General features: G+C 47.1%; 25 protein-coding genes. 6 read left to right on the forward strand and 19 right to left on the reverse strand.

All coding sequences use genetic code 11. From position 1 onward, the window contains the following. Positions 1-44: 44 nt before the first annotated feature. The 7 genes from MKY14_RS25090 to MKY14_RS25120 form a co-directional block, all read right to left on the reverse strand. Positions 45-1,739 carry an extracellular solute-binding protein gene (locus MKY14_RS25090; protein ID WP_036682600.1) on the reverse strand — a complete coding sequence of 565 codons (1,695 nt, stop codon included), beginning with the start codon at positions 1,737-1,739 and terminating at the stop codon, positions 45-47. Between the two features lie 92 nt (positions 1,740-1,831). Beyond that, complete coding sequence (locus MKY14_RS25095; RefSeq protein WP_036682603.1) at positions 1,832-2,722, reverse strand: carbohydrate ABC transporter permease; 891 nt, start codon at positions 2,720-2,722, stop codon at positions 1,832-1,834. A gap of 17 nt (positions 2,723-2,739) precedes the next feature. Then, complete coding sequence (locus MKY14_RS25100; protein ID WP_036682605.1) at positions 2,740-3,729, reverse strand: ABC transporter permease; 990 nt, start codon at positions 3,727-3,729, stop codon at positions 2,740-2,742. Positions 3,730-3,902: 173 nt separating this feature from the next. Further along, entirely contained in the window at positions 3,903-7,130 is a 3,228-nt protein-coding gene (locus MKY14_RS25105) for a cellobiose phosphorylase (RefSeq protein WP_340977599.1), read from the reverse strand. Between the two features lie 28 nt (positions 7,131-7,158). After that, positions 7,159-8,496: a glycoside hydrolase family 30 protein gene (locus MKY14_RS25110; RefSeq protein ID WP_340977601.1), complete on the reverse strand. Its 1,338-nt coding sequence runs from the start codon at positions 8,494-8,496 to the stop codon at positions 7,159-7,161. Positions 8,497-8,891: 395 nt separating this feature from the next. Further along, on the reverse strand, positions 8,892-9,911 hold the full coding sequence (locus MKY14_RS25115) for a LacI family DNA-binding transcriptional regulator (protein WP_340977603.1): 1,020 nt from the start codon (positions 9,909-9,911) through the stop codon (positions 8,892-8,894). Between the two features lie 52 nt (positions 9,912-9,963). Further along, positions 9,964-10,353, reverse strand: coding sequence for a hypothetical protein (locus tag MKY14_RS25120; protein WP_249267764.1), 390 nt, complete (start codon positions 10,351-10,353; stop codon positions 9,964-9,966). A gap of 366 nt (positions 10,354-10,719) precedes the next feature. On the opposite strand from MKY14_RS25120, the gene MKY14_RS25125 reads away from it, so the two are divergent. Beyond that, positions 10,720-11,442 carry an HNH endonuclease gene (locus tag MKY14_RS25125; RefSeq protein WP_076185211.1) on the forward strand — a complete coding sequence of 241 codons (723 nt, stop codon included), beginning with the start codon at positions 10,720-10,722 and terminating at the stop codon, positions 11,440-11,442. A 73-nt stretch (positions 11,443-11,515) separates the two neighbouring features. On the opposite strand, the gene MKY14_RS25130 is transcribed toward MKY14_RS25125, so the two are convergent. Then, positions 11,516-11,713 carry a YwbE family protein gene (locus MKY14_RS25130; protein WP_036682616.1) on the reverse strand — a complete coding sequence of 66 codons (198 nt, stop codon included), beginning with the start codon at positions 11,711-11,713 and terminating at the stop codon, positions 11,516-11,518. A 62-nt stretch (positions 11,714-11,775) separates the two neighbouring features. Between MKY14_RS25130 and MKY14_RS25135 the strand changes: the two genes are divergently transcribed. Then, positions 11,776-12,078: a hypothetical protein gene (locus MKY14_RS25135; protein ID WP_076124555.1), complete on the forward strand. Its 303-nt coding sequence runs from the start codon at positions 11,776-11,778 to the stop codon at positions 12,076-12,078. 2 nt (positions 12,079-12,080) lie between these two features. On the opposite strand, the gene sdaAA is transcribed toward MKY14_RS25135, so the two are convergent. From sdaAA to MKY14_RS25155, 4 genes are all read right to left on the reverse strand, one after another. Continuing rightward, a complete protein-coding gene (gene sdaAA, locus MKY14_RS25140) occupies positions 12,081-12,959 on the reverse strand; it encodes an L-serine ammonia-lyase, iron-sulfur-dependent, subunit alpha (protein WP_036682621.1) in 879 nt (292 codons plus the stop codon). After that, entirely contained in the window at positions 12,956-13,666 is a 711-nt protein-coding gene (sdaAB, locus tag MKY14_RS25145) for an L-serine ammonia-lyase, iron-sulfur-dependent subunit beta (RefSeq protein WP_076124558.1), read from the reverse strand. Before sdaAB ends, sdaAA begins: the two co-directional genes overlap by 4 nt. A gap of 154 nt (positions 13,667-13,820) precedes the next feature. Further along, entirely contained in the window at positions 13,821-14,240 is a 420-nt protein-coding gene (locus MKY14_RS25150) for a GNAT family N-acetyltransferase (RefSeq protein ID WP_076142075.1), read from the reverse strand. Between the two features lie 2 nt (positions 14,241-14,242). Beyond that, entirely contained in the window at positions 14,243-14,818 is a 576-nt protein-coding gene (locus MKY14_RS25155; RefSeq protein ID WP_076124562.1) for a DUF4269 domain-containing protein, read from the reverse strand. 125 nt (positions 14,819-14,943) lie between these two features. Between MKY14_RS25155 and MKY14_RS25160 the strand changes: the two genes are divergently transcribed. Both MKY14_RS25160 and MKY14_RS25165 read left to right on the forward strand, forming a co-directional pair. Beyond that, positions 14,944-15,843: an SDR family oxidoreductase gene (locus MKY14_RS25160; protein WP_076142074.1), complete on the forward strand. Its 900-nt coding sequence runs from the start codon at positions 14,944-14,946 to the stop codon at positions 15,841-15,843. Between the two features lie 31 nt (positions 15,844-15,874). Continuing rightward, positions 15,875-16,330 (forward strand): hypothetical protein, encoded by a 456-nt coding sequence (locus MKY14_RS25165; protein WP_076142073.1) that lies wholly within the window; start codon positions 15,875-15,877, stop codon positions 16,328-16,330. Positions 16,331-16,346: 16 nt separating this feature from the next. Here MKY14_RS25165 and MKY14_RS25170 read toward each other — a convergent pair whose 3' ends face one another. From MKY14_RS25170 to MKY14_RS25180, 3 genes are all read right to left on the reverse strand, one after another. Further along, complete coding sequence (locus tag MKY14_RS25170) at positions 16,347-17,996, reverse strand: NAD(P)H-hydrate dehydratase (protein ID WP_340977606.1); 1,650 nt, start codon at positions 17,994-17,996, stop codon at positions 16,347-16,349. Between the two features lie 90 nt (positions 17,997-18,086). Further along, on the reverse strand, positions 18,087-18,719 hold the full coding sequence (locus tag MKY14_RS25175; protein ID WP_076306498.1) for an NAD(P)-dependent oxidoreductase: 633 nt from the start codon (positions 18,717-18,719) through the stop codon (positions 18,087-18,089). 231 nt (positions 18,720-18,950) lie between these two features. Then, on the reverse strand, positions 18,951-19,364 hold the full coding sequence (locus MKY14_RS25180) for a GNAT family N-acetyltransferase (RefSeq protein ID WP_081386322.1): 414 nt from the start codon (positions 19,362-19,364) through the stop codon (positions 18,951-18,953). 179 nt (positions 19,365-19,543) lie between these two features. Here MKY14_RS25180 and MKY14_RS25185 point away from each other — a divergent pair, with 179 nt between their 5' ends. Next, positions 19,544-19,852 carry a hypothetical protein gene (locus MKY14_RS25185; protein WP_076134873.1) on the forward strand — a complete coding sequence of 103 codons (309 nt, stop codon included), beginning with the start codon at positions 19,544-19,546 and terminating at the stop codon, positions 19,850-19,852. Between the two features lie 731 nt (positions 19,853-20,583). Here MKY14_RS25185 and MKY14_RS25190 read toward each other — a convergent pair. The 4 genes from MKY14_RS25190 to MKY14_RS25205 form a co-directional block, all read right to left on the reverse strand. Continuing rightward, positions 20,584-20,808 (reverse strand): YezD family protein, encoded by a 225-nt coding sequence (locus MKY14_RS25190; protein ID WP_076101319.1) that lies wholly within the window; start codon positions 20,806-20,808, stop codon positions 20,584-20,586. Between the two features lie 117 nt (positions 20,809-20,925). Continuing rightward, positions 20,926-21,789 (reverse strand): sulfate ABC transporter permease subunit CysW, encoded by an 864-nt coding sequence (gene cysW / locus MKY14_RS25195; protein ID WP_076101318.1) that lies wholly within the window; start codon positions 21,787-21,789, stop codon positions 20,926-20,928. 127 nt (positions 21,790-21,916) lie between these two features. Then, complete coding sequence (cysT, locus tag MKY14_RS25200) at positions 21,917-22,765, reverse strand: sulfate ABC transporter permease subunit CysT (protein ID WP_076124574.1); 849 nt, start codon at positions 22,763-22,765, stop codon at positions 21,917-21,919. Positions 22,766-22,858: 93 nt separating this feature from the next. Continuing rightward, complete coding sequence (locus tag MKY14_RS25205; protein WP_036682645.1) at positions 22,859-23,986, reverse strand: sulfate ABC transporter substrate-binding protein; 1,128 nt, start codon at positions 23,984-23,986, stop codon at positions 22,859-22,861. Between the two features lie 387 nt (positions 23,987-24,373). Here MKY14_RS25205 and MKY14_RS25210 point away from each other — a divergent pair, with 387 nt between their 5' ends. After that, complete coding sequence (locus MKY14_RS25210; RefSeq protein ID WP_076310033.1) at positions 24,374-26,641, forward strand: alpha/beta hydrolase family protein; 2,268 nt, start codon at positions 24,374-24,376, stop codon at positions 26,639-26,641. Positions 26,642-26,730: the final 89 nt, after the last annotated feature.

A 26,730-nucleotide genomic window follows, 5' to 3' on the forward strand; every position in this document is an offset into this window, starting at 1 on the left:
TAACCCAAAAGCCCGCAGTTAGCGGGCATTTTGGGTCATACTTTTTATTTTATGGACAGCTTCACTTTATTCTCTTCATATTTCTTTTGTTGGTAGGCATCAAATACATCTTCGCCTTCCTTCTTTCTCTTCTCTAAATACTCATTCCAAATCTTATCGAATTCCGCATCGGAGGAAGCCATGAGCAATTTCGGCATAGTTTTACCGCGCAGCTGTTTCAGCTTCGAAGCGATGATACCTTCAGGAGAGTTTCCTGTTGGTTCGATTTGTTGGAACTCCGAGGAGCCTATGGATTTACCTCTAGTCCAATCTTCCAATTGCTTAAATGGTTCTACCGATTTAGGAGCCCATTGGTCTGTGATATTCGTATTTTGCAGCATCCAGAATGTAAAGGAAGATCCGATTTGCTTATCAAACGTCGAACGGTCTTTATTCATCAAATCAAACACTTCTGGTTTAAATTGATCTTTTCCATCAATCGTATCGTAGCTGACACCTTTTTCGCCTAAGAACAAGTCTTTGTTGCCTTCTTCACTGTTCAAGTAGCTGAGGAAGCGGATAGCACGTGCTTTATCCTTAACATCTTTGGAGATCAGTGTTACCGTCCAACCGGAGATACCAGGGCCATCAAGGGTTGGTTTATCCAAGTTCGTATTGGAAGGTCCGTCAACAGCGATATACGTTTTAGTTGGATCCTGTTGGTAAATCGTTCCTAGTTGTGCTGCAAAGTCTGTACGTTGATACAGCATTGCGAAATAACGGCCTTGGGCAATTTTTTCTTCCATTTGTGGGCGTTTGTCGATAAAGATATCTTTAGCCAGCAGACCGTCTTGATTCGCTTGACGAAGTGCCTTCATCCAGCGGATATATTCAGGATCGGTTTCACGAGCATATACCTTGCCATCTTTTTCTCTTGGGATTGCCAAGAAGTTCTGCAGGTAACCTTCCAAAGAATCGTTACCGTTCTCGGTAAATTCATGCAAACCAAGTGGAATAAGCGGCTGTCCATTTACGTCAGGGAATTTCTCTTTCGCTAATTTAAGCGCATTCAAGAAACCTTCTGGTGTGCGCATATCTGGACTTCCAATAGCTTCATACATATCCTTGCGGACAGCGAATACTTGGTTGGATACGTAATTTTCTCCATATTTCTCATAGTCGGCAGGAGAGGAAGAAGAGTTAGGATAGCCATACACATTGCCGTCTTCTTGTGTATACCAGCCCAGCTTATCAGCATCGGATACTTTAAAGAAGTACGGATCATATTCATCAGCAAGTTTGTTCAATGGAAGAACAAGTTCACCTTCGACCATTTTCTTAATCGCATCTTCCCAGAAGCCCAAAGTGATGAAATCAGGCAATTTACCGGATGCAATCAGCGTGTTAAGCTTCTCATTCTCGTTACCAGCCGGAACGATGAAATTAATATCAACTCCGGTCTTCTTAGTTACATATTGGGAGGTTGGGTCCACGCCCCATTTATTAGGGAACCATGAGAAGTTCAGGTACCAGTCAAATGTAATGGGTGAAGTATCAATCTTCCATCCCGGTTCATCTGCTGATAATGCAGCAGCAGTCGGTTCAGCACTTGCCTCCGTATTAGTAGCTTTAGCGCTGTTAGCATTACCTTCGGCATTCTTGCCAGCATTATTCCCGCTGGAGCAGCCTGCGGCTGACAATGACATCATTATTGCGAGAAGCAGAACTCCCATTGCTTTTGGCTTACGTTTCATGCCCATGCTTGTTTACCCCTTTTCTATGAATGTTAATTATAAGCTCAACCCCAGTGCCTACAGCTGTAGGCAACCGGAGGAGTTATCACTGCTAGACATCAGCCCTTAATGGAGCCGATCATCATCCCTTTAACGAAATAACGCTGCAGGAACGGATACACGAATACTATCGGCAGTGTGGTCACTACCATCGTCGCCAGCTTAATGGACTGTGACGTTACGCTTCTCGTAACGCTGCTGCCTTGTACAGCGACCATCATTTGACTAGAGCTCGATTGTGCGACGACCCGGAACAAATACGTCTGAATCGGCTGTAGATCAGTATTATTGATATAGATCATACCCGTGAAGTAATCATTCCACTGATACACGCCATGGAACAGAGCAATGGTAGCAATTACAGGCATGGATACTGGAAGTACGATTCTTAGAAAGATGGACCAATCATTAGCACCGTCAATCCGTGCCGCTTCTTCCAGCCCATCGGGAATCTCCCGGAAGAAGGTCATGAAGATAATAAGATCAAAGAAGCTAAACATAACCGGAATAATATAGACTAGGAAATTCTCCAATAGGTGAAGGTCCTTCATCAGCAGGAAGGTAGGAATGAGTCCCCCGCCAAAAAAGAGAGTCACTGTACCCATCAGCATGTAGAACTTACCGCCAATGAGGTTTTTTCTGGAGAATGCATAAGCTACCATCGCTGTGAAAAATACATGCAGTACAGTACCCAAAAGTGTTTTGGCGACAGTAACCCACATCGCCTGCATGATGCCGGGGCTGGCAAACACGGCCTCGAAATTCTCAAAGCTGAACATCCGCGGCCACCAGTAGATTCCTCCCCGCATGGCGTCATTACCGTTATTGAAGGCGTTAACCAATACGTACCAGATCGGGTAAAGCGTTATGAAGCAGATACATAACATGATGAGGTTATTTATGATATCGAACAGGGCCTCGCCCTTGGTTTTACGCTTAAGTGCAAACATATATGGTCCTCCTTATCCTAGAACAACGATGTATCGTTGATTTTTTTAGATACTTGGTTGGCAATCAGCAGCAATATTAGAGCGATAACCGATTTTAACAATCCAACTGCAGTTGAGTAAGAGAAGCGGCCTGAGAGAATCCCTGTATAGTACACATAGTAATCAATTACATTACTTGCACTATCATTCAGTGAGTTGCGCAGGACCAGAATCTGATCAAAGTTGGAGTTCAGCACTCCGCTGACCGCGAGAATGAAGAGAATGCTGATTGTCGATTTAATCGCCGGCAAGGTAACATACCACATCTTCTGAAATCTGCCCGCGCCGTCGATTGTCGCCGCCTCGTACATTTCAGGAGATACACCGGAAATTGCTGCTAAATAGATAATCGCTGACCATCCAAGTTCTTTCCAGATATCAGAGGAGATAATAATTGTCCAGAAGTAACCAGGCTCAGCCAAGTATGTAATTGGCTGATCAATCAGATGAAGCGCTAGCAAAATGTTATTGATAATTCCTACATCAGCAAGCCATGTAGCCAAAATCCCTCCGAGTACCACCCATGAGAGAAAGTGGGGCAAATACGAAATCGTCTGTATGGTCTTCTTGAATTTCATTGAACGAACTTCATTCAGAAATAGAGCAAATATTATTGGCAATGGAAATCCGATAATTAGCTTAAACAAGCTGATGCCGAGCGTATTTTTAATTACATTCGAGAGATTGTCATCATCCATGAACTCTTTGAAATGTGTAAGTCCCACCCATGGGGCTTCTGCAATCGTTTTAACGATGTTGTAATCTTTAAAAGCAATGATAATTCCATACATGGGAATGTAGTTAAAGATTATCATCCACGCAATGCCGAGTAGAGCCATTGTCTGCAAATGACGCTGGGCAATGAACCTCTTCCAAAGCGGGCTCCGATTTACTTTACCGGTTTCGAAATTGCCAGGAATTAACGGCTTCATCGCTGAGCTTACTTCCATGCTTTTTTTGTTCTCCATCCTTTGGACCTCCAGGCTCTATATCTGTATTTAATCTAAAGCGCTTACAATGTTTATGTATCCATTGTATTTGCTTTTGCCTGTCTCCGTAAGGCTTTGAATTTCGGATTATAGGTACCATTTTTCGGATTGAGTGAAAATTTAAGGGCGAGCCGCAGCTCGCCCCTCTATTTTTATGCTAATACTGCTTGAATTTGTGCAATTTCTCCACGCCGCAGAGCCTCTGCCTCTTCACCGCGCACGAACGCTCCAGATATTTTAGTCACAGTTCCATTACGGTATACAAGCATCAAAGATTGAATGCTGACCTTCTTCTCGCCAAAGGTATTTTCACGTTTTGGGTTAGAATAGATTACCTCCGTATTCCCTAGGAAAGTGAAAGACAGTTTGCCCTCTTCATCAAACAGCCATCCTGGCAATACCGGATCGAGAGACAGCGTAAGCGCTCCATCCTCCATTCTGAAAACATGGCTTCCAGCCATCATTGTTCTCCACATGCTTAAGAATTCCGCGGTCGATCCACTAAGTCTCGCTACGAACCCTCTACCATGGTTATTGGGATCAGGATTGCCTCCAGTTGCGATAAATGATGAATTCTCCAGTGTACTGCGTCCATAAACAGCAGGATCAAGGAATGGCACCAGCGACGTCTTCAGCTCGCCGTAGAATTCCTCATACAGCCCGCCCTTCAGCAGCTCAAGCAAATACTTATAGGACATGTGCAGGAAGTTAGACTCCCGTTCTAGCCAGCCTGGTGTGAAGGCTCTCATCCGTCCGATTTCATGCGATTCACCTTCTAGACTAACAGAGGTCTGATACATAGATGTTGCCTGATCATACAGCTCTGTTTGCTTAATCAGATTATAGATTTTTTTTGCCTGCACCGGGTTCTTCATCGTCTTCAACCAGCGGGTAGGTCCTTCAAGGAAATAAGGCAAGGCATAAGCCTTAAACTCCTCTACCACAGCCTTTGGCAATCCGTATCCGCTAATGACTGGCTGACCCTCAGCATCTGTTACCTGATGGAATTTCTCCGCTTCAAAACGGAAATAGGTTGGGGTAAGTCCATTGCCCATTTCTACCGCCTTGTTGATCCCCTCATCAATTTTAACCAGGAACTTGGAAAGGGCTTCGCGGATGTGTTCCAAGGTTACTTCAGTTTCAGCACCAGTAATTCCAAACCGGATATTTGCTCTATAAGCTTCACGGGCTGAAGCTACTGTATCCCAATAGTTAAATTGTTCCACTTCTCCTGCTAGGACAGCAGTTACCGCGTGATATACCGCTTCAAGCAGCTCCGCGATTTCTTCTGGCAGCTTTACAGCTCCCTGTACATTCTCAGCACCGTTCAGCACATCCAGCAAAAAGACTACAGTACGCTTCAGCTCAAAAGTCTCACTCATTCCGGAGCCAAACAATCCCGGCAGACCGTTCATAGCATCGTTCCAGCCCGGTTTGTTGCCTTCCATCTCCACACCCATGCCGTAAGGGTCAAGCGTAGCAAATTTATTCAAAGCAAGAGACAACATCTTCACGAACAGATTGGTGTGGTAAATTGCACCTTGCCCACCTTTGGTACGCAGCCAATGGGTATCTCCAGCTTTCCATTTCAGCTTATGCAGCTTCTCCTCATCCTCAAGGAGGGCGCCATATTGCCGGGCTTTTCCGTCACTAATTACATACTTCTCACTACGGGGCAGCACATATGCTGGGCTGTCATAGAACGCATAAGTACTATCCCCAAATAAAAGCTCCTGCTTCTTGTCAGGGAAAATGTCCAAATAACCTACTACGAGATCCAAATTATATGTCCAGTGATCAGACCAGAAGCCTTCGCCAAAAGCAGCCTCAATGTTTTGCTGTGAAAGAGCCAGCAGACCCGACAGAAACTCCTGCTCACTAACCTTCAGCGTAACGTTTTGATCCGCAATGTAATTGATCAGGCTGCCTGGGGTGAACCGGCTGTTGCATAGCTTAACAAGCTCAGCTTGATGATCCGCAGCCGCTTCTCCGATCCATTCCGCAGCCTTCGCTTTGCTGTCTGGCTTCACTTCAAAGGTTGTTCCTTGAACACTTAGTGGATTGTAGCCATCTGCTTGAATCAAGCTATAGAACATTTTGATGTTGAAGCTGCCCACCTTCGGATTAAAAAACACATCGTTCCGGCGGTTCTGATTCATGTCGCGGAAGTTACCGTTCCCCTGTGAATAATATTCTGGGGCAAGTGAGAAGAAGTTATAGTCGCGCTCCAAATCGCCATGCTTGCGGGAATATAAATGAACTACAAAGCCATCTCCGCCATTGTCAAAAATAAAAGGATAGCCTCCGCGCAGGAAGTTATCGAGATAGGACTGACGGCAATAAGCATCAAACACAGCCGATGAAGTGTGCGTGGCAATGTCTTCTGTTAATTGCTCTGTCAGACCTGCGGCTTCCTTGGATTTGGACAGGATATATTCATCCCGGCATAACTGCTCCGCCTTTTTATTGATTTTGTCGATGTCATTTACATGCCCAACCAAAGTATTCAGGGTCAAGCTGCTGCCGGGTGCCAAACGTCTAGCCACACCACTGAAGCCGCAAGGAACCTTATTGACTGGATATTGTGGAAGCTCACTCAGCTCCGAAAGCGTTAATTCCGCAAAACGGTCTGGGTAAGTAAGAGAGGTATTGCCGCCGAAAATAAGTTCGAAATCAACGATTGGCGCGACTTTTTCTCCTTCTCCAGTAAACGACAGATAGAAATGTCCATTTGTGATTTCGCTAACCTGTGCACTATCATTGGTGCTGGAACGCAGCTTATAGAACGGAATACCGTTCTCCAGATTGTATACGTCCATCCAGCTGCGCAGCAGGTTACCAATCTCCTTGTAGCCGCTGTTTTCTACTCCGTAAGGCAAAATCTCAGGCAGACCATCCATCAGCTCCAGCTCAATCTCTTTGCCACCGATATTCTCAATCTCCACCCGACGTACCAACGCGGCATAATCATCATTAGGCAGATTGAAATAGTGTACAGTCGTCTTCAGCCCATGCCCGGCATGGCTTTCTTCAAGGGTCAGTCCGTTAGGCAAAATGGTCATGATCCGCTTGGCGGCAGAATCTGGACGTGCCGATTGAAATGGCTCATAAATCTCTTGCTCGCCTTTTATTTTAATAAAGGTTCGGAATCCGGTGGTTCCTACGTCTTTATAAGAGATATTTGCTGGAGAGAATTCCATGATTGGCGAGTTCTTGTCGCGTACCCCAAAGCTGCAAATCGCTTGCCCCCGGTTTACATAAAAAGTCCACATTGGAATTCCCTTAAGACCTGCAAGACCTGGCAGGAAACTAGAGAAAGGCTTTCCTGTATCAAACTGCTCCATTACAAAGTTACCTGATTGGAAATAATAATTACTCACGTTAATGTCCTCCTAAACTGTTACTTATTTATGAAATCAGATGCGTTACGATAGAATGAGGGGATAGCTCGCAGTTGGCAATCTCATCGCCAAGCCCCAGGGTTACTGTGCGAACTTCTTCGCTCTCATTCATCAATATGACAGCAATGCTGCCGTCCGGATTACGGAATGCTGTGGATAGGATTCCTTCCGCTTCAGAAGTAAAGCCAATCCGTACCGCACCTGGCGCGATAAATTTACTGAAATGCCCGATATAATAATAAGAGCTGTTATAGTGCAATTCGTCTGTTGTTGTATCTGCAATAATTGGGGCATCACAGAGATTCCCTACATGATTGGGCCCGCCGGTCTCATCCAGTACCAGGTTCCAGTCCAGGTACCCTTCTGTCCATGCATTGAGATCCCCAATCATATTTCTGCCGTAACGTTCACCTGTAAACCATTCGCCAAGCTTGACGCCGCCCTCTTGACAGCCCTCAGTGAACAATAGATGTTTGTCAGAAAATAGATCATGTACCTTCTCTACCTTGTCGAACTCCTCACCACCATACCAGTGGATGCCTGTACCCCACACATATTGTGCAGCTTCAGGATCAGACAACACGACCGAAGCACGTTCGACCATAATATCGCGGTTATGATCCCAGATGACAATGTTCACATCGGAATGGCCTGCCTGCTGCATCACTGGACCGAGATGATTTTTAACAAAATCGCGTTCCTCTTCCGCACTATAAATGCAAGAATCCCAGACTTGAACAGCAGCCGGCTCATTTTGCACGGAAACCGCCCAAATAGGTACGCCTTCCTTCCCATAAGCTTCGATAAATTTGGTATAATAGCGTGCCCAAACTTCAGCGTATTCTGGCTTGAGTGATCCTCCATTATTCATTTCACCATTTGTTTTCATCCATGCCGGAGGGCTCCAAGGAGACGCCAACATCGTGAACGGTCCGCCTTTTACCTGCATTGCATCCTTAATCAGCGGAAGCACCCACTTATGATCATGAGAGATATCAAAGGTAGCCAGCTCCGTATCATGATCAGCGACATAAGTATAATTTCCAAGAGCAAAGTCACAGCTATGGATATGAACACGACCCATGTTATAGCCTAATCCCTCTACCGGATGAAAATAGCGGTGAATAACCTCTGCCCGTTTCTCAGGACTGAGCCGTGACAACGTATAGGCCGCAGCTTCTGTGAAAGCGCCGCCAAATCCGATCATCTTTTGGAACTCCTGCTCTGGCCTAAGCTCTACATCGGCAGATCCAGAATCTACTCTTGTGCTAAAAACAATTGCCTCTTTCGGAGTTAAGCGTTCCCCTGTATCTTTTGCAGTTACTACAGTTTGAACTTTTGCCATTTCATCCATCTCCTCTAATTGTTTTGTTACTAACAACAAGCACTGCCTTTACTGGATCACCATCCGATGTTAGGGTTCGGAGCGATGGGCCACTGAAACGTTTGAGAAAATTCAAGGAAACCCTCGGTAAACTTTGATTTCATTCTCAATTCGAAACCTATAATCGAAACCGGTTTCGATAATAACGAAAAAAAATGATCTAACGAGAGCAGGAAAAAAGCGGCATAACAATATGCCCATTATAGCCCTATTCCTCTGAATACGCTGTAGCAAATACCACATAGGAAAAATTCGAGCTATGATGTCCTCTACTTTATCAGGACTCTTTTCTCTACGTCAAGATTTATCCTGTGGATAGCAGCCCGCTCTCTGTAGTTATGGAATTTGATACAGCTCTAATTCCTGCTAGCCGGAGGCGCACAGGATTCCCGTTCGATCACTTCTACCGGAACTAAAACCGCTTCCTTATCCAACTGTTTCCCTTCAATCGATGCTAAAAGAATGTCCGCTGCCCGGCTTCCTAAAAGTGCCGTATCCTGACGAATGGTTGTCAATGCAGGTGTAACATACTCAGCTAGATCAATATCATCGTATCCCACAACTGAAAGGTCCAGCGGGACGGAAAGTCCACTATCTTTTGCTGCCATAATAGCCCCTAAAGCTAACATGTCACCCGAAGCAAAAACAGCGGTTGGCCGATCAGGCAGCTTAAGAAGCTCCAGCATCGCGTTATAACCACTTTCACGAGAATAAAAAGCTCCATTCACAACATAGGACTCCGGCACTTCAAGCCCCTGCTGCTTCATAGCGTTCTTATACCCTAACTCCCGAGTTTTACCGGGAAAAGTGTTCATCCCCCCGGAAATATGAGCAATCTTGCGATGACCCAAAGAAACTAAATACTCTATCGCAAGCTGAGCTCCAGCCGTATTATCCGAACATACCGTATGCGACTGCGTAGTCTCAAAATCCAGAATCACAGTAGGAATATCACTCTCTAGCAGCTCACGGAAATAGGGGTCCTCGTAATCAGACAAGAAAACGACAACACCATCTACACCACGGATTCGGCAATTCTCCAAATACCCGCTTTGTTTACCCCCAACATCCTTGGAAATAAACATGAGGGCATACCCCTTATCCACAGCAACCTTCTTAAAGCTCTCGATCACAGCGCTAAAAAAGGGATGGCGAATACCAAATCCCGTATTCTCTACAAATAATACACCGATGGTCCATGATTTCTTAGTAGTCAGTGTACGGGCATGGGAATTCGGCAAATATCCCATTTCTTGGGCAACCCGGAAAATTTCCTGGCGAGTCTTCTCCCGTACATCGGAATAATTATTAAACGCCTTGGATACCGTTGTAGGAGAGTAACCGGTTCTTTTGGCAATATCGTATATAGTTGTCAATCCGGTTCACTCCTTGCCCAGACTAATGAAATACCTTCTGTTCACTGCAATTTTAACGTCTTTCGGTACCGCCGTCCAGCAAAAAGTAACTTTGTACGGAAGGAAGCAGCGTAACAGCTTGGATCAAAAGCCCTAGACTCATATAGACCAGATGTATGATTACCACACTGTCGAGCATATACGTCTGTACCATAATCCAAATAATTAGACCAAAGCCGATATATAGGGACAATGCCCAGAAGCTATATAATTTCTTAAAGGGATTCAACGTATTCACCCAATGCCATTCTGGTCTCTTGATCAACCCATATAACACGAGCATGGGCAGGATACCAAATACGATGAATAGCAAAATACCCGGAATTAAAAAATCTGAAAATGGCGATCTTTCCAGCATAGATGTGGGTATGTGTATCAGATCACCACTAGGATCTATGACCATTGACCCGCCTCCTGCTAACGCTCCAACCCCCAAAAATATATGAAAAATATAAAGCAATGTTACCGTAAACGGCCTTCTTTTGGTTGGCTTCATTTCAGTACCCCTTCCCATGTTTAAAAAGTAGAGCATTCCTTACAGCTCTTTTCGATTTTACATGTTTTTCCTGAATGTCACCAAGACAGATATCACACAAAAAGCCGTATTTAAGCTTTTTTTGAGTGCGATGTGAACGATTGTATTTTACGCTATACTAAGATTAGAACGAAATGTTAACCCTGCCGACTGAATCTAATAAATAAAATACATTGGATCCTAAAAAACAAGGAGACAGGACGGGCGCTAAGTTGCGCTGAACCTAACATATCTATGAACGATACCCATCTTTTATCCACCAAACAATGTACCTATTGCCAGCAACAGAAGCCGCTCTCTGAATTTCGTAAACGTACCGGCAAACGTTCCAAAGGTCAGTCTCGCCGTGGCGCTTGTCGGGAGTGCCGCAAACAACGACAAAACATAGATCTCACTCTTGCAGCAGGTCCCATTCCAGTACAACCTGATACCATTCAATCCCCTTCTTTGGCTGTCAAGGAACGCTCCAAACAAGGAAAGCCTTCTTCCACGGTTGCTTCTTCACCGCAATCCAACCCAAATCAGCGCATACGGGGCTTGGAACAACGAAGGAAACATTCTCATTCTCAAGGCGCGAAACTGAGTCCCGAAGATCCAACGCAATTGATTCCCTCTGCCAAAGGGAAAATTCTAATGCGTGGCCACAGTGATAAAGGACGGCGCTGGCATCAGGAAATTGACTACGAGCTTGCAGTTACTCTAGTCAGAGAACATGCCGCTATCGTAGTGAATCGCCGAACCATCCGCCGGATTTACAGCAATAAGGATTTCCGTGCTTATATATTGACCAGAGACAACTATACTTGCTACTTCTGTGGCTCCTATGGAGACACTATAGATCATTTGCTCCCCCGTGCTAAAGGCGGCCATACTACTCCGGATAATTGCGTTTGCGCTTGTACGTTATGTAATCAGACCAAAGCCGATCAGTCCGTTGAGGATTTTATGAGCAGATAAAAAAGAAAAGCGCCCCAATTTCTGTTGATTAGGGGCGCTTTTTTATAAAAATCAAAGGTAAAGTTTATTGTTGTTAGTTAGCAACAATATTCTTAACTCGTCCTACCTGTCCACTGGTTAAACGCACCTTGATGCCATGCGGATGTCGAGGTGAGTTCGTGAGAATATCCTTTACCGTTCCATGTGTTAGCTTACCCGTCGGCTGATCCTGCTTAAGCACAATATCCACTTCAAGCCCAGGACGAATATCGGCTCTTACCTGTCCGTTCATGATGTAATCCCCTTTCAATGGGTTATAATGTTGTCAACTATACTACATAAGGAGGAGACGTAATGGCCTTCGGCATCAACAGAGAAGAATTAACCCGCTGGAAAAAGGCTGTCTCCGCAGGAGAGATCGCTTTCTTAACCCATTACTGGCTAGACCCGCGTTTTCCCGGCATGACTACTGTCACCAAGGTCGGCTGTAGTGACCTGACCAGACTAACATATTGGTGTGAGGAAAATGGACTGCCGGCTAAATATATTCATAATCGTTCGCCATTCCCCCACTTTGACCTTTTGGGACCCAAACAAGCAGAAATCCTTCGGAAGGAAGGATTATGGGAACAGTTGGAACGTTTCAAAATGCTCTAAAATCACTTCTTTTTACGTAAATCCTGCATGATCTTGCGGCCGGTAGGTGTCTGTGCTAATCCGCCACCTGCGGTCTCGCGGTGTTTTTCTGGCATAGCTGAGCCTACCTCAAGCATGACCTTGATTACTTCATCTGAAGGAATCACGCTACGTACGCCAGCCAGTGCCATATCGGCGGCGGCGAGCGCGGTCACTGCACCGAATCCGTTTCTAACGATACAAGGAATCTCTACAAGTCCTCCCACCGGATCACAAATCAGTCCTAAGGTGTTCTTAAGCGCCAGTCCAACAGCATGCACTGCTTGTGCAGGCGTTCCTCCACGCAGTTCGGTTAAAGCTCCTGCCGCCATCCCGATGGCCGACCCGACCTCCGCCTGACAGCCACCCTCTGCACCAGATACAAACGAATTGTTGGCAATGACATAACCGATCGCTCCTGCAGCGAACAAACCGGAAACCATATAGTCATCATCCCAGCCAAACCGTTCCTGGCAGCTGAGAAATACACCCGGAATAATTCCGCATGAACCTGCGGTAGGTGTAGCAATTATGCGGCCCATTGAGGCATTAACCTCGGACACAGCCAAGGCATAGGCCATTGCTTGACCAGCGGGTCCACCTAGGCATGGTTCATCTGCTGCGTTATAGGCTCCTACACGTTGGGCATCCATTCCCGTAAGGCCGCTGCGCGAAGTGGTATCTTCATGCATCCCACGATGAACAGCCTCTTTCATCACCCCATAATATTCACGCATAGTGGCAAATTCCTGTTCACTGGAACGTCCAGATTCCGCGCTTTGCTCTTCAAGCATAAGGGCTCCAATGGTGAGGCCACGTTCCTCACATAATACAGCCAGTTGGCTAAGTGTTTGAAAATTCATGTTAAGCTTTCCTTCCCCTTCTCATCTTGCTTACCTTCGTTTAAATTAACCAATTTCACCGATTTCACTGCAGTGAGCGCTTTAAGCGCTTCAATAAGCTCTGGAGTAGCAGCTTCATCCAGCTCCAGTACCGTTAAGGCTGCACCGCTGCGATTCTTCCGATCCAGAGACATATGCCCTATATTAAATTGTCCGTTACGCATCACTTCTGTAACACTCGCCAGAACACCTAAATAATCCATATGATGAATCAATACCGTCGGATACATTCCCGTAAGCTTTACTCCAAAACCATCCACATCGACGATCTCAATGTTTCCACCACCGATGGATGTCCCCGTTAAAGTCAGCTCACTTCCTGTCTCTTGTCCGATAAGATGCAGTTTAACTGTGTTAGGATGAGGAAACAATCCCGTTCCTTGCTCAAAAGATACGTCCATCCCAGCTTCAGCCGCTAACTCCAGAGAGTCGGGTAACCGATGATCATCGGTAGCGTAATCCAAAAGTCCTCCGACAATAGCCCTGTCTGTGCCATGGCCCTGATAAGTAGCTGCAAAAGAACCAAAAAACGTCACTTCTGCCACACGCGGCACTTCACCCAGCACCTGCCTTGCAGCCCTTCCGATCCGTGCCGCACCGGCTGTATGCGAGCTTGAAGGCCCGACCATGGCCGGACCAATAATTGAAAACACATCTTTGAAACGCATAAAAGACCTCCTGCCTGCAAATAGGCAATTATCAAACTCATATATAGTATACTGCACTGGCAGTCGGAGTTCACCGTTACATTTGCTGTGATATATCCACTTCTAATCTAATGATATTTTACTTAGATAGTATTTTCATTTCGCATCTTATGTATCACAAGATATCCTGGGAGTATAACATAATTCCACCTCTATACTGCCAGCCTATCCCTTCCCAGAATCCTCTTCCTTGTTCATTGGTTCCAATCACCATCAGATGACATTTTGCGATACCAGCTGCATGTAAATTACCGAGGCAACGCTTTACAAGCTCACGCCCGATGCCCATGCCTCGGCAGTCATTACTAACTGCAACATGATACATATAACCTCTTCGCCCATCATGTCCACACAATGCAGTTCCTACAATCCGGCCGTCTTCATTCTCGCAGATCTGGCTGAAGCCAGCATTACGCTCCAGATAACGCGTAATCTCCAGTCTCGAATCCGCTTCACTAAGTCCCATTCCCTCTGTATTTTCCCATAGCTGGTGGGCAGCTTCATAATCATCCGCAATCATCTCTCGATAATTCATGTCTATCCCCTCGCTTGTATAGAATGACAAAAAGCATAAAGAGCACTCCGCGGAAGCTTTTCCAGCATCAGCAGCGCTTCATAAGGGTCGCCTTCCAAGCCCAGCACTTGCGCGAAGGCAGGTTCGGTCTTCCACCCGTTTGTTTTCATTGTAATGATCTGCTGGCGAAAATCATTATCCAGCTGAGCTAGAATTTCCGCTTCAATGATCATATGTAAGTAACCATTCTGCAGAGCTGTGGGTCGCGGCTGCCCAAACAGTTCTATAGGCCAGCCCCCGGCCATAAAGTTAATTTTCGTTCGTGGGACCCCATCAACCACACGCGATACACTAGTAAACTCATCCATGGTTCCGAAATATCGACTAACAATGTCCGTAAACTTTACGGAATCATGCACCTCACAAATAATATCCAGATCGCTGCCCTTCACCTGAATACCAAGCGGCACTGTGCCAACCAGCACCGGGTTATAGTCGGCCAGCAAACTCATAATATTTAATTTTCTTAACAGGGTATAGACCTCTTTTTGCACTGGAGTTCCACGATTCAGATACTCTATGTTTCGCCAATCATTCATCTCTGACAAACGCTCCCTCGAACTAGGTTATAAACACAGGCAGGACCGGATAACAGCGCACGCTTTTCTAGGCGCATGCATAGAAATATACGGAAGATAGAAGGCAAGGAGGAGTGTATGTAAAAATGAACCCCACCTACCCCTATTATGGGGAACAAACGATATGTAAGGAACAGCCTATTGCTTTTCCCCCACAGCACCAAGACCGTCAGCCTGGTCTAGAGAGTCTAATGAATCCTCGCCCCATCAGTGAAAATCCGGAGATCACCGGCAGCGGAAAGCTAAAAGGAAAAATTGCGCTCATCACCGGAGGCGACAGCGGAATTGGTAAAGCGGCGGCCATTGCTTTTGCAAAGGAAGGCGCAGATGTCGCTATAGCTTATTTATACGAAGCTTCAGATGCAGAGGTCACTCAGCGGCGAATTGAAGAATTAGGGCAACGTTGTTTGCGGATCGAAGTTGATTTACGCCATAAGGAAAACTGCTTCAAGGCTGTGGAGCATACCCTTCGCACTTTTGGCAAGCTGGACATCCTCGTCAACAATCATGGCGTCCAGTACCCGCAAAAAAGTATTCTGGATATCACGGAAGCACAGCTCTACCAAACGTTTCAGACGAATATATTTCCATTCTTTTACCTGACACAAGCCGCACTTCCACATCTAAAAAAAGGCGCAGCCATCATCAACACTGCTTCCATTACTGCCTATCAAGGAAATAAAGAGCTTATAGATTATTCCTCAACTAAAGGTGCGATCGTCTCCTTTACCCGCTCTTTAGCCTTATCACTCGTAGACTCTGGCATTCGTGTCAATAGCGTAGCTCCCGGACCTGTATGGACACCACTAATTCCCTCCAGCTACTCTGCAGATGAGGTTAGTGTATTTGGGACGGATACACCCTTTAAACGTGCCGCACAGCCATATGAGTTAGCAGGAGCCTATCTTTATTTAGCGGGACCGGATTCTTCGTATGTTACCGGGACATGTATTCATGTCAATGGTGGAGACATGGTCACCAGCTGATGCATTACACCACGAGAGGAATGTATATCAAATGAATAAGATAAATGATTATGATATCTCTTCTGTCCGCCTAAGCAGTGGCATGTACGCATTAACCAAATTAGCCTGCGCAGGGCTAACTTACGTCCTTATTACCTTACTTATGCTTGGATTTCCACAATCCGATGGAATTCCTGAAGGCTGGCCACTATCGATTCCTTATGCCATTTATGCTTATGGATTGCCTGCGGCGTTAGTAGCAGATGTACTGCTGCGTATTCTGCGCTCCAAATCCCCTATCCTGCCCCTTGCTGTATATGTCGTCACAGGTTTTGGTGCAGGTCTATGGCTGGCAGCGGAACAAGGTGCAGAGTATCTGCTATGGGGTCTGGGTGGAGTCCTTGGACTACTCCTTCTCAGAGTGACCCAGCTTGGTGTAGAAAGGTTTCCTCTGTTGCTGCCAGTATTCGCCCTATTTCTGCCACTGCTCTGCTTACTGCTGTCATAAGCCTTATTAGGGATACTCAAAGCGCTTCAATGATATCTCCGGCAATAATAGCCGCCGGATTATTCCGCTGACGGGCTGCTCCCTCTCCTGCTAATCCGTGCAGGTATACCCCAAAAGCTGCTGCCTGCGTAGCATGAAGTCCCTGAGCCAGCAGGCTGGAAATCATGCCCGTTAGCACATCACCAGCTCCACCAGTGCCCATGCCGGGATGGCCTGTGGTATTTACATAAGCTTGCCCTTCAGGAGTTGCTATCACGGTATGTGCTCCTTTTAACACAAGTGTAACCCCATGCTCCTTGGCATAGTCCATAGCCAGACCGATTCGGTCACGTTGGACCTCAGCCGTAGTTAGGTTAGCCAGGCGAGCCATTTCGCCTGGGTGAGGTGTCAGAATTACAGAATGACGGCGCCGCGCCCAACTCTTATAATCGGAGTCAGCCAGAATATTTAAAGCATCCGCATCGATAACCAGCGGGCAATCACTGCCTTCCCAAAGACTGCGAAGCCAATCTGTATCACCCGGGAACCGTCCAAGACCTGGTCCCACAGCGATTACATCTCGCTCTTCGCTTAACTTCAGTAGCTCGGGCGCGGTCTCAGCCTCCCAGTTTCCCTCTTCACTGCCACCTACATCAGCCAGCATGAGTTCAGGAACAACACCGATGACGGAAGGTAACAGCTTCTTAGGAAGCGCCCACGTCATCAATCCGCAGCCCGTGCGCAGCGCAGCACGGGCTGCCAGTAGTCCGGCGCCGCTCATCCGTAAGCTGCCGGCAGCAAGGAGTACATGCCCATAAGTTCCCTTATGGCCTTCTGGCGACCGCCGCCGGGCCAGATCGACCCCCAGATGGGCATGCAGCACTTCCGGTGTCAGCAGGTGAACCTGCACACCGCTGTTAAGAGCCAGAGCAGTCGGAATACCGATGGCCCGTACCTTGACATGCCCCGCTGCGCCTGCACCGGGGTATTGCAGGAGGCCTCGCTTGAGAAACGCGAGGCATACCGTCACTGACGCATGAATGCAAGGCTCATGCGTCTCTCCTGTGTCCGCGTTCAGACCACTGGGGATGTCCGCGGACACAATGACCTTGCCGCTGCTGTTCGCTGCGGCAATCAGCTCCGCATAGGCGCCGCGCGGGGCTCCCGCGCCGCCGGTGCCGAGCAGCGCATCCAGGATGCCGCTGCACTCGGCAAGGTCCAGCCGATCCCTGCCGTATACTACGGCAGGCAGGCCCATGGCTGCAGCCGCATCGCGCTGCAGGGCGGCCTCGCCGGAGAGCAACTCCGGCGGCACCGCATAGACGAGCGTGACGGCGATGCCGGTCTCGCGAAGGTACCGTGCGGCGGCGAGGCCATCGCCGCCGTTGTTGCCTTTGCCGACGAGGATAAACCATCGCTCGGCGGCGGCAGAGGCAAGCGTCAGCGCATGATCTGCGCTGACCTTAAATGCCTTGCCTGGGTCACCCAGCGCGGCCTGCTTTAGCCCGGCATCGTTCCCTTCGGCTGCATCTCTGCAGCCTGCCACGCCTCTCTCCCGGCAAAGCGCGATGATCTCCTCTGCGATAACTCTTCCCGCATTCTCCATCAGCGCAATCGCTGGAATCCCCAGCTGCTGGATCGTTTCGCTGTCCAGCTGCCTCATTTGCTCAGCAGTTACCAGATACATGATTTAGCCCCTTTCCGCTATCTACCGTTCCAAAGCTTCACACGCAATTCCAAGTACAATCCCGAGCGCAAGTCCGGCGCAAGTCTGATATCAGTAAGCGACAGTAAATCTGGCCCGACTAAAATTCCCTTCCTCCAGCTCGTCCACCATAGCTACAGCGAAATCCTCCACACTAATCTTGCTTTCACCATTCTCATCTAGAATAAGACGGTCCAATCCGATGCGGAAATGACCTGTACGACGACCTGGATGAACTACCGCAGCAGGACTGAGATACGTATAATCCAATTCTGTATTTTTGTAAATCTCATAAGCCTGCGCATGCGCCTCTGCAACTGGTTTAAACTCTTCCGGAAAATCCGGTGTATTCATCAGCAGCTCTCCAGTTTCAGTCTTTAAGCTACCTGCACCTCCAATAACCAACAGCCGATTTAACCCTGCCGTCTGCATACCCTCCACCAACGCTTTTGCCGCCGTAATCAGATCCTGCTCGTGGCCCGCTCCTGGTCCATAAGCACTGATTACCTCTTCATGGCCACGGACCGCAGCTGCTACTGAAGCCGGATCAAGAATATCCACCGTTGTGACATGTAAACGCTCGTGTTCGAGAGTTACTGACTCTGGATTGCGTACCGCAGCTGTTACTTCGTGTTTTCTTTTTAATGCCTCCTGTACAATTGCCTTTCCAATCGTTCCTGAAGCGCCCAATATTACAACATCCATCTTGTTGTTCCTCACATTCTACGAGCAAGGCCATTATCGTGCAGCCTTCCTGCTCAATTATTTTTTTGATGCTCATCTGAATAGCTTTCCCTTACAGCCTTTAAACATTATTTATCCGCTCAAATCCGATCGAAACCAGACGGCGCCTACTACTCCACTTCCAGACCAAAAACCCCTTAACCAATACAAGGGGCACTCTCTACTAAAAAAGCAGCATGAATTTGCCTTAGCTTAGCAACGCAAAAACATTCCCTGAGAACGTGGCATAACCGATTCAAAACCATATTGTGCATAGAGCTTCGAGGCTTCTCCATCTGCAATCAGACTTACATAAGCCTTGTCCGGTACAGTATTAAGGAACTCTCTAATTTCCCGCATGATCAGCTTTCCCAAACCTCGTCCTTGATGTGAAGGCTTGACCGCAATATCTGTGACCTGAAAAAAGCATCCCCCATCGCCAATCACCCGCCCCATCCCGATTAGGTTATTCTCCTCATACAAAGTTACCGCAAAAATAGAACGAGGCAAACCGATCGCTGCACCTTCCACACTCATTTCACTCAGCCCAGCTTCTTTTCTCAGCGCCAAATACTGTTCCACTGAAGGCTGTTCATGGCGTATATCAAGCTTACTAGTTGTTTCCATCCGCACTCCTCCGTTCAGCATTGCTGTTCCCACTATATACGACTGCATGGTTCACAGGCAAGGCTCACTGCTAGGGATGTTTTTGAAACTGAGGGATAAGCATTATATTCTTGAATTCCTTTACTGACTGTGTGGAATAGTATCTGTAACAATATTTTTAAAAGGGTGGGTGAAGCATTATGTCTCCTGTAGCCAAGCTGTTTAAATGGGGAACATGCCTTTATGAAGCTTTTCTGGCTCTGCCGTTGATTGGCGGACTCTTTATCATTGCTAATGGTTGGGTCCCTTTGGCCATTGCCTTTTTGCTTCATGCTGTAGCCGTTGTTGTGCTGCAAAGAGAACATAAACCATTCATGGGTAACGTTCTGGGCATTATCACCTCGATTTTAGCTTTTGTTCCGATCGTTGGTTGGATTATGCACGCCATTACTGCGTTCATCCTGTTGATGGAGGGCGTATCCGCCTCACGCCAAGCCCCTCGTTATTAACAAACGTACTGCGTCATCAAAATATGTAGCTATCCCACGGGCCGAATCATTTGTAAAAGTCGTAAAAAGACAGATCATCCTCTGCGACCTACCTACGGACCCAGATGACATATTGCTGTGTTTTTACTCATGAGCGGTCTGCTTCAACAATCATCATCATTCCCGGCGACCTGCGGACCCAGATGACATATTGCTGTGTTCTTACTCATGAGCGGTCTGCTTCAACAATCATCATCATTCCCTGCGCTTACGGACCCAGATGACATATTGCTGTGTTTTTACTCATGAGCGGTCTGCTTCAACAATCATCATTCCCGGCGACCTGCGGACCCAGATGACATATTGCTGTGTTTTTACTCATGAGCGGTCTGCTTCAACAATCATCATTCCTGCGACCTAGGGACCCAGATGACGTTATTTGCACCTTTTCAGCTTTTGGAGCGTGGTTTCGGACTCCAGGGACATTATTGCTTAGAATCAGGTCCATATGTGGCGTTTTTTATGCCAATAGCGGCTATGCGGTCCGTTATCGGGGCAAATGTGGCATAATACTGCGTTTAGCGTCAACTGAGTCCGATGGGGTGCGACATATGGTGCGTCATACGTGCCAAATATCAAGCATACGAAGAAAAAGGAGTTGCCCCAGCAGCCATTTCGTGGCTTATGTGACAACTCCATAATCTTTTATCCAAAAAGATGATATATACCTTTATGATTGCCCAGAGATTGAATCAACGTCCCGCCGATTGAGAATCGGCCCGCCGGCTGCCGCTTTCACCAATATAACGTCCATTTGCGTTGCCACTGCTATTCTCAAACCGTTTGCGTTCCGTACGCTCCATCTGAACAATCTGACCTTCATGAACCACAATATGCAATGAGCCAAATTCCATATCATCCAGAAGTCCTGCAATCCGCGTAAGCCATAAATCGTCCACTTTCAGCGGTTTAGCCATTCTCTAGCCTCCCTTTCTCACCAAAGGATTATATCCGCCTAAATTCCTTTTTTCCTCAATTCCGTTATTACCAACCAGTATACTATGAATTAACTTAGCATGGAACTAAAAGTCATGTCAATGGGCATTTTTTCGCGACAACCAGCTTTTAATAATCATCGTTACCAAAGCCAATAACAGGAGCAAAGAAGCTACTGCAAAAGATGCTGAAAATTGATATTCGTTGTACAAAATCTCAACATGCAGCGGCAGCGTATTCGTCTCCCCACGGATATGCCCGGACACCACAGAAACCGCACCAAACTCACCCATGGCCCGCGCATTACACAAAATAATGCCGTATAGTAACCCCCATTTAATATTAGGCAGCGTGACTCTGAAAAAGATTTGCCACCCATGTGCGCCGAGTGTAATTGCCGCTTCTTCCTCCTGTGTACCCTGATCCTCCATCAGCGGGATTAACTCACGCGCTACAAAAGGAAACGTCACAAACAACGTGGCTAGCACGATACCCGGAAGCGCAAATACGATCTTAATATCATGGGCGCTCAGCCAAGGGCCAAACCATCCGTTTGCTCCGAAGACGAGTACAAAGATTAGGCCGCCGATGACTGGCGAGACTGCAAAAGGGAGATCAATCAAGGTGATCAGAAACCCTTTGCCGCGGAAACGGAACTTGGTTACAGCCCACGCCGCTGTTACACCAAAAAAGGTATTCAGAGGCACAGTTATCGCCGCAACAAGCAGCGTCAATCGCAGCGCTGAGCGGGCATCCGGATCAGTCAGGGCAGCAATATATACGTCCCAGCCCTTCTTAAGTGCCTCGGTTAACACAACAACTAATGGCAGAGCAATCAGCCAAAAAAGGACTAGCCCAGCCGCTCCGATCAACACCCATTTTACAATTGGGGTTTCCGTTGTCGCGGACGAGGACGCATTCTTTTGTAGCCGGGGGGTATGGAGAGGGACGGTACCGGCCAAAATTATTCCTCCTTTAAAGGGTTTTACGAAGACAAGATAGCTTGAAATATTCAATATCAACGGCAGATATCGAGTGTCTCCGAGTAAGTTTGAACATGTTCGGACGTCTGCTGTCATGGCAATTACCTCAACGAGAAGTCTTACGAACCCAGCGCTGAAGTGTGTTAATAACAAGTAACATTAAGAAAGAGATGAGGAGCAATAGCAGGGCTACGGCGGTAGCTCCGGCATAATCATATTGCTCCAGTTTAGACATAATAAGCAGCGGAGCAATCTCCGTCCTCATCGGCATGTTACCGGAGATGAACACGACGGAGCCGAATTCACCGATGCCCCGAGCAAAAGCTAGAGCAAAACCTGTTAGCAGTGGCGGAAACAGCTCAGGCAGAACTACTGAACGAAAGGTTCTCCAGCGGCCTGCGCCAAGGGTTGCCGAAGCCTCCTCCATATCTCTGTCCAAATCCTCCAGCACCGGCTGCACCGTCCGGACAACGAACGGTATGCCGATGAACATCAAAGCCAAGGTAATCCCGAGCGGAGTGAATGCCACCTTTAATCCCAGCGGCTCAAGCCAAGACCCAATCCAGCCATTGCCTGCATAGAGCGCCGTCAAGGAGACACCAGCTACAGCTGTCGGCAAGGCAAACGGGAGATCGATCAGCGCATCAAATATTCTTTTGCCCGGAAATTCATAACGTACCAGTACCCACGCCAGCAAAAGACCTAGAATTGCATCTACAAAAGCAGCCGCAGCAGCTGTCGACAGGCTCACACGATACGAAGCTAATACCCGCGGGTCCGTAGCTACATCCCAGAATTTCGCCCAGCTCAGACCTGTAGAATTGAACAGTAGCGCCGAAAGTGGCAGTAGAACCACTAGACTCAGGTATAAAACACTGTAGCCCATCGTCAGCCCGAAGCCGGGCAGTATTTTGCGCCGCGTTGCTGCTGGTGCAGCCGTAGTGGTGACATTCATCCCCTATTCATCCTTTCTCGCCTTCGGCCTTTTAGCCGATCAGCCCCTACCGGGACAAATCTCAATGATCATATCCTGCATTTCATTCATCTGTTATTTGGCACCCGGCACATAAATCTTGTCAAAGATCCCGCCATCATTAAAATGCTTCTCTTGCGTTTCTTTCCAGGTTCCGAATTTGTCAGCCAATGTAAACAGCTTGATTTCCGGGAACTTATCTTTGTATTCTTCTTTCACACTATCTAATGTAGGACGGTAATAGTTCTCAGCCGCGATTTTTTGTCCCTCTTCACTATAGAGATACTTCAGGTACGCCTCGGATACCTCACGCGTGTCTCTTTTGTCCACAACCTTATCTACTATAGCTACTGGCGGTTCAGCCAGAATGCTCTCCGAAGGATTCACGATATCAAATTTGTCTGGTCCCAGCTCTTCCACGGATAAATAGGCTTCATTCTCCCATGCGATCAGCACATCACCAATTCCACGTTCCACAAACGTTGTCGTAGATCCACGCGCGCCGGTATCCAGCACTGGCACATGCTTGAACAGTTCTTTTACAAATTCCTCAGCCTTAGCCTCATCGTTATTGTTCTGGTCTAGTGCATAACCCCAAGCCGCCAAGTAGTTCCAGCGTGCTCCACCTGATGTTTTCGGGTTTGGTGTAATAACCTCTACGCCCTCTTTGAGCAGATCTGGCCAATCCTTGATTCCTTTCGGATTCCCTTTGCGTACAAGGAACACGATAGTCGAGGTGTAAGGCGAGCTGTTATGATCGAATTTACTTTGCCAGCCCTCGTTGATCAGTCCCTTTTCCTGCAAGGCATCAATATCATAACCAAGTGCTAATGTCACAACATCCGCTTCCAGGCCATCAAGCACAGCACGGCTTTGTTTCCCCGATCCACCGTGGGATTGTTTAATGGTGACCTTCTGTCCTGTTTCTTTCTCCCAATAGGCAGCAAAAGCTTTATTATAATTCTCGTACAATTCGCGAGTAGGGTCATAAGATACGTTCAGTAGTTCTACTGGATCTTTAGATGGAGTTTTGGTGGCTTCAGCCGCATTTGTGGCCTCCGCTGAATTGGTTGTTGCTGGTGCGTCTGTTGCCGGACTAGCACTATTGCCGTTATTGTTATTGCTGCCGCAAGCAGCAGTAAGCCCTGCCGTCAGCAACAAGCTAAACCCTACAAGAAGCCCTTTATTCATCTTTTTCTTCATCTTTTCCACTCCCCCATGTTTTTTCGTACCAGACAAACCCTTGGGTAACACAAAAAGAACGGAGGAAAGCCTACGTATGGCAGGTCAAACCGGTCCTAAGACCGTGTCTGCGAGCCTAATGCAGGCGTTCCTCCGTTCGTACGGTAAGAACTTTCTTCAATTATTCCTATCTACTTAGTTGGTTTATATGGATATAATACTGAAACCCTTTAACTGTGTCAAACCTTTTTTTCCAGCCTATGTCAAAGAAAACTCACACACACCACACCATACAAGCTATGGGGTCGGTTCCTGTAAGATCCACTTGTTATTGATGCTATAAAGTAATATTATTGCTACAGCTTATGGGTTAAGAGAAATTACCGCTTTATGTCAGGGGAGAGAGTCATGGGTATGGATTTAGAGTACGTCCCTGCGCCGTTGAAACCGCGGCTCCACAGACGTATGGCTCAAGAAATTGGACGAAGAATTAGGGGAACCTACCGTTACGATACAGCAGTTTGGAGAACAGCTATAGCCGGTCTGTGGATAGTATGCTTTTTAGCCTTTAGTACTGCCGTGTTAGGCATTCCTACTGGATTAGGTAAACCTACCGATATCGCTCTTGCTGCAGGTGCAGGCACTGTCCTGCTGGCGATTTCCGGCAATATCTTGGCTGTTCTGCTAGCGTTGACCGGACTGCGTATCCCAAGATTATTCGCAGGCTGTGTATTGAGTGATTTTGGAGCTATTCTACTAATCTTATATTATGCAGATTTTGAAATTGAGGCTGCGGTTGTCATTGCGGTCGTGCTTGCACTGCTAGGAGCACTAGGCGGATTAGCCATTGGCCTGCTCCGCAGCAAAAGAATAACATTAGGACTTCTGCTAACAGTGGCAGTGACTTTTTCCCCACTTGCGCTGGCAAGCGGAGTGCAAGAACTGCCTATTTCAGAGTCGGTCGACATCAACGATACGGAAGTTGTTCCACTTACAGCCTCCGATCCGGGAAAACCAGGTAATCTAGCTTATCAGACCTTCACCTATGCCAGTGGTACCGATCTACATCGTGCCGAATACGGTAAGGATACAAGCTTGATATCCTCTACGGCCGATGCTTCTGCTTATATTAAGGATTGGTCAAAGCTGCGCACTTTATTCTGGGGTTTCGATTATAAGGCACTTCCCTTGAATGGTCGCGTATGGATGCCAGAAGGCGAAGGCCCATATCCAGTAGTACTGATGGTGCACGGCAATCATATGATGGAAGATTACTCTGATGGCGGGTACGCTTATCTTGGCGAACTATTGGCAAGCCGGGGATTTATCGCGATCTCGCTCGATGAGAATTTTCTGAATTATTCTGCTTGGTCCGGTATTCCGGACAATGATTTTAAAGTACGGACTTGGATCCTACTGAAACATTTAGAGCAGCTAGCAGATTTTTCAGATGATCCGGGCAGTCCTTTTTATCAGAAAATAGATTTCACAAAAACCGCCCTGCTCGGCCATAGCCGCGGAGGACAAGCCGTAGCTATGGCCGCGGATGCCACTCGTTGGTTCAAGGATGATCCGGTGATGGCGGCAGTTAATCGCTTTAATATAACCTCTGTAATCGCGCTTGCACCAACGGACAAAACGATAGATGACCAGCAAGCCCGTCTCAAAGACATCAATTATTTGACCCTGCAGGGAGCCCGCGATGGAGATGTACATGATTTCTATGGTGATCGGCAGTATATACGTACCTCCTATTCCCAAGGATCGTCTGCTTTCAAAAGCTCGCTGTATATTGCGGACGCCAATCACAGTCAATTCAACAGCGATTGGGGCGGGTATGATCAGACCTTGCCAGCTGGACTCTTTTTAAATCGGGCACAAATCATGGATGCAGACAAACAACAGCAAATCGCTAAGGTCTATGTATCAGCTTTCTTGGAGACCACCTTGCATGAAAAAGAGGAATACCAAAGCTTGTTCCGGGATTATCGCAGCGGGCTGAAGTGGTTACCAGATACCGCCTACTACAATCGATTCCAAAGCGGGGGATATCGTCCTGTAGCCACATTCGACGATGACCGTAACAAAAACACAGTAGAACTAGGAACAGCAGAAGCATCGGGTGTTTCTTGGTCAGAAGAGCTGGCTAAAGACCGGGAGTCAAAAAGCAAAGCCACCTATGGTGTTGTCCTTGAACGCACAGCCAGCAAAAACGAAGAAGCTTATTACAACATTAAGCTTAACGACAGTGTCCGTACTGAAACTGCTCTTTTAGGGGCAGATGGCCTTACGTTCTCTATGGCAAATCTGAATGGTGACATTAGTGAAGAAATGGATGTTCCACTACCTCCAAAGGTTGAGGTGGAGTTAACTGACCATAATGATACCTCAGCCCGCTTGACGCTGGATGAAGTAATGGACATACTGCCGCTTCCACAAACTCAGTTCACGTTATTCCCATGGCTTGAAGAGCGGATAAACGATGGCAAATACGGTGACCTTTCCGAAGCTGTATTTCAAACCTACGAGATGCCGTTCGAACAATTTCAAGAGGAAGAACCAGAGCTGGATCCTGACAATCTGACGGAAATCACCTTCTATCTTGATGAAGAAGGCGACCGGATCATGCTGGATGACATCGGTTTTTACGATTTAGGTATTCGAAATACATTTTAAAAATCACTTGCTATTATCCTTAGGTCTTCATTTGCAAAATAGGGCTATTCCCAACCTCCACTCACGAAAAAATGAATGGTTTACGGGAA

It is taken from the genome of Paenibacillus sp. FSL R5-0887 (assembly GCF_038002305.1).
In the GTDB taxonomy this organism is placed as follows: domain Bacteria; phylum Bacillota; class Bacilli; order Paenibacillales; family Paenibacillaceae; genus Paenibacillus_AQ; species Paenibacillus_AQ odorifer.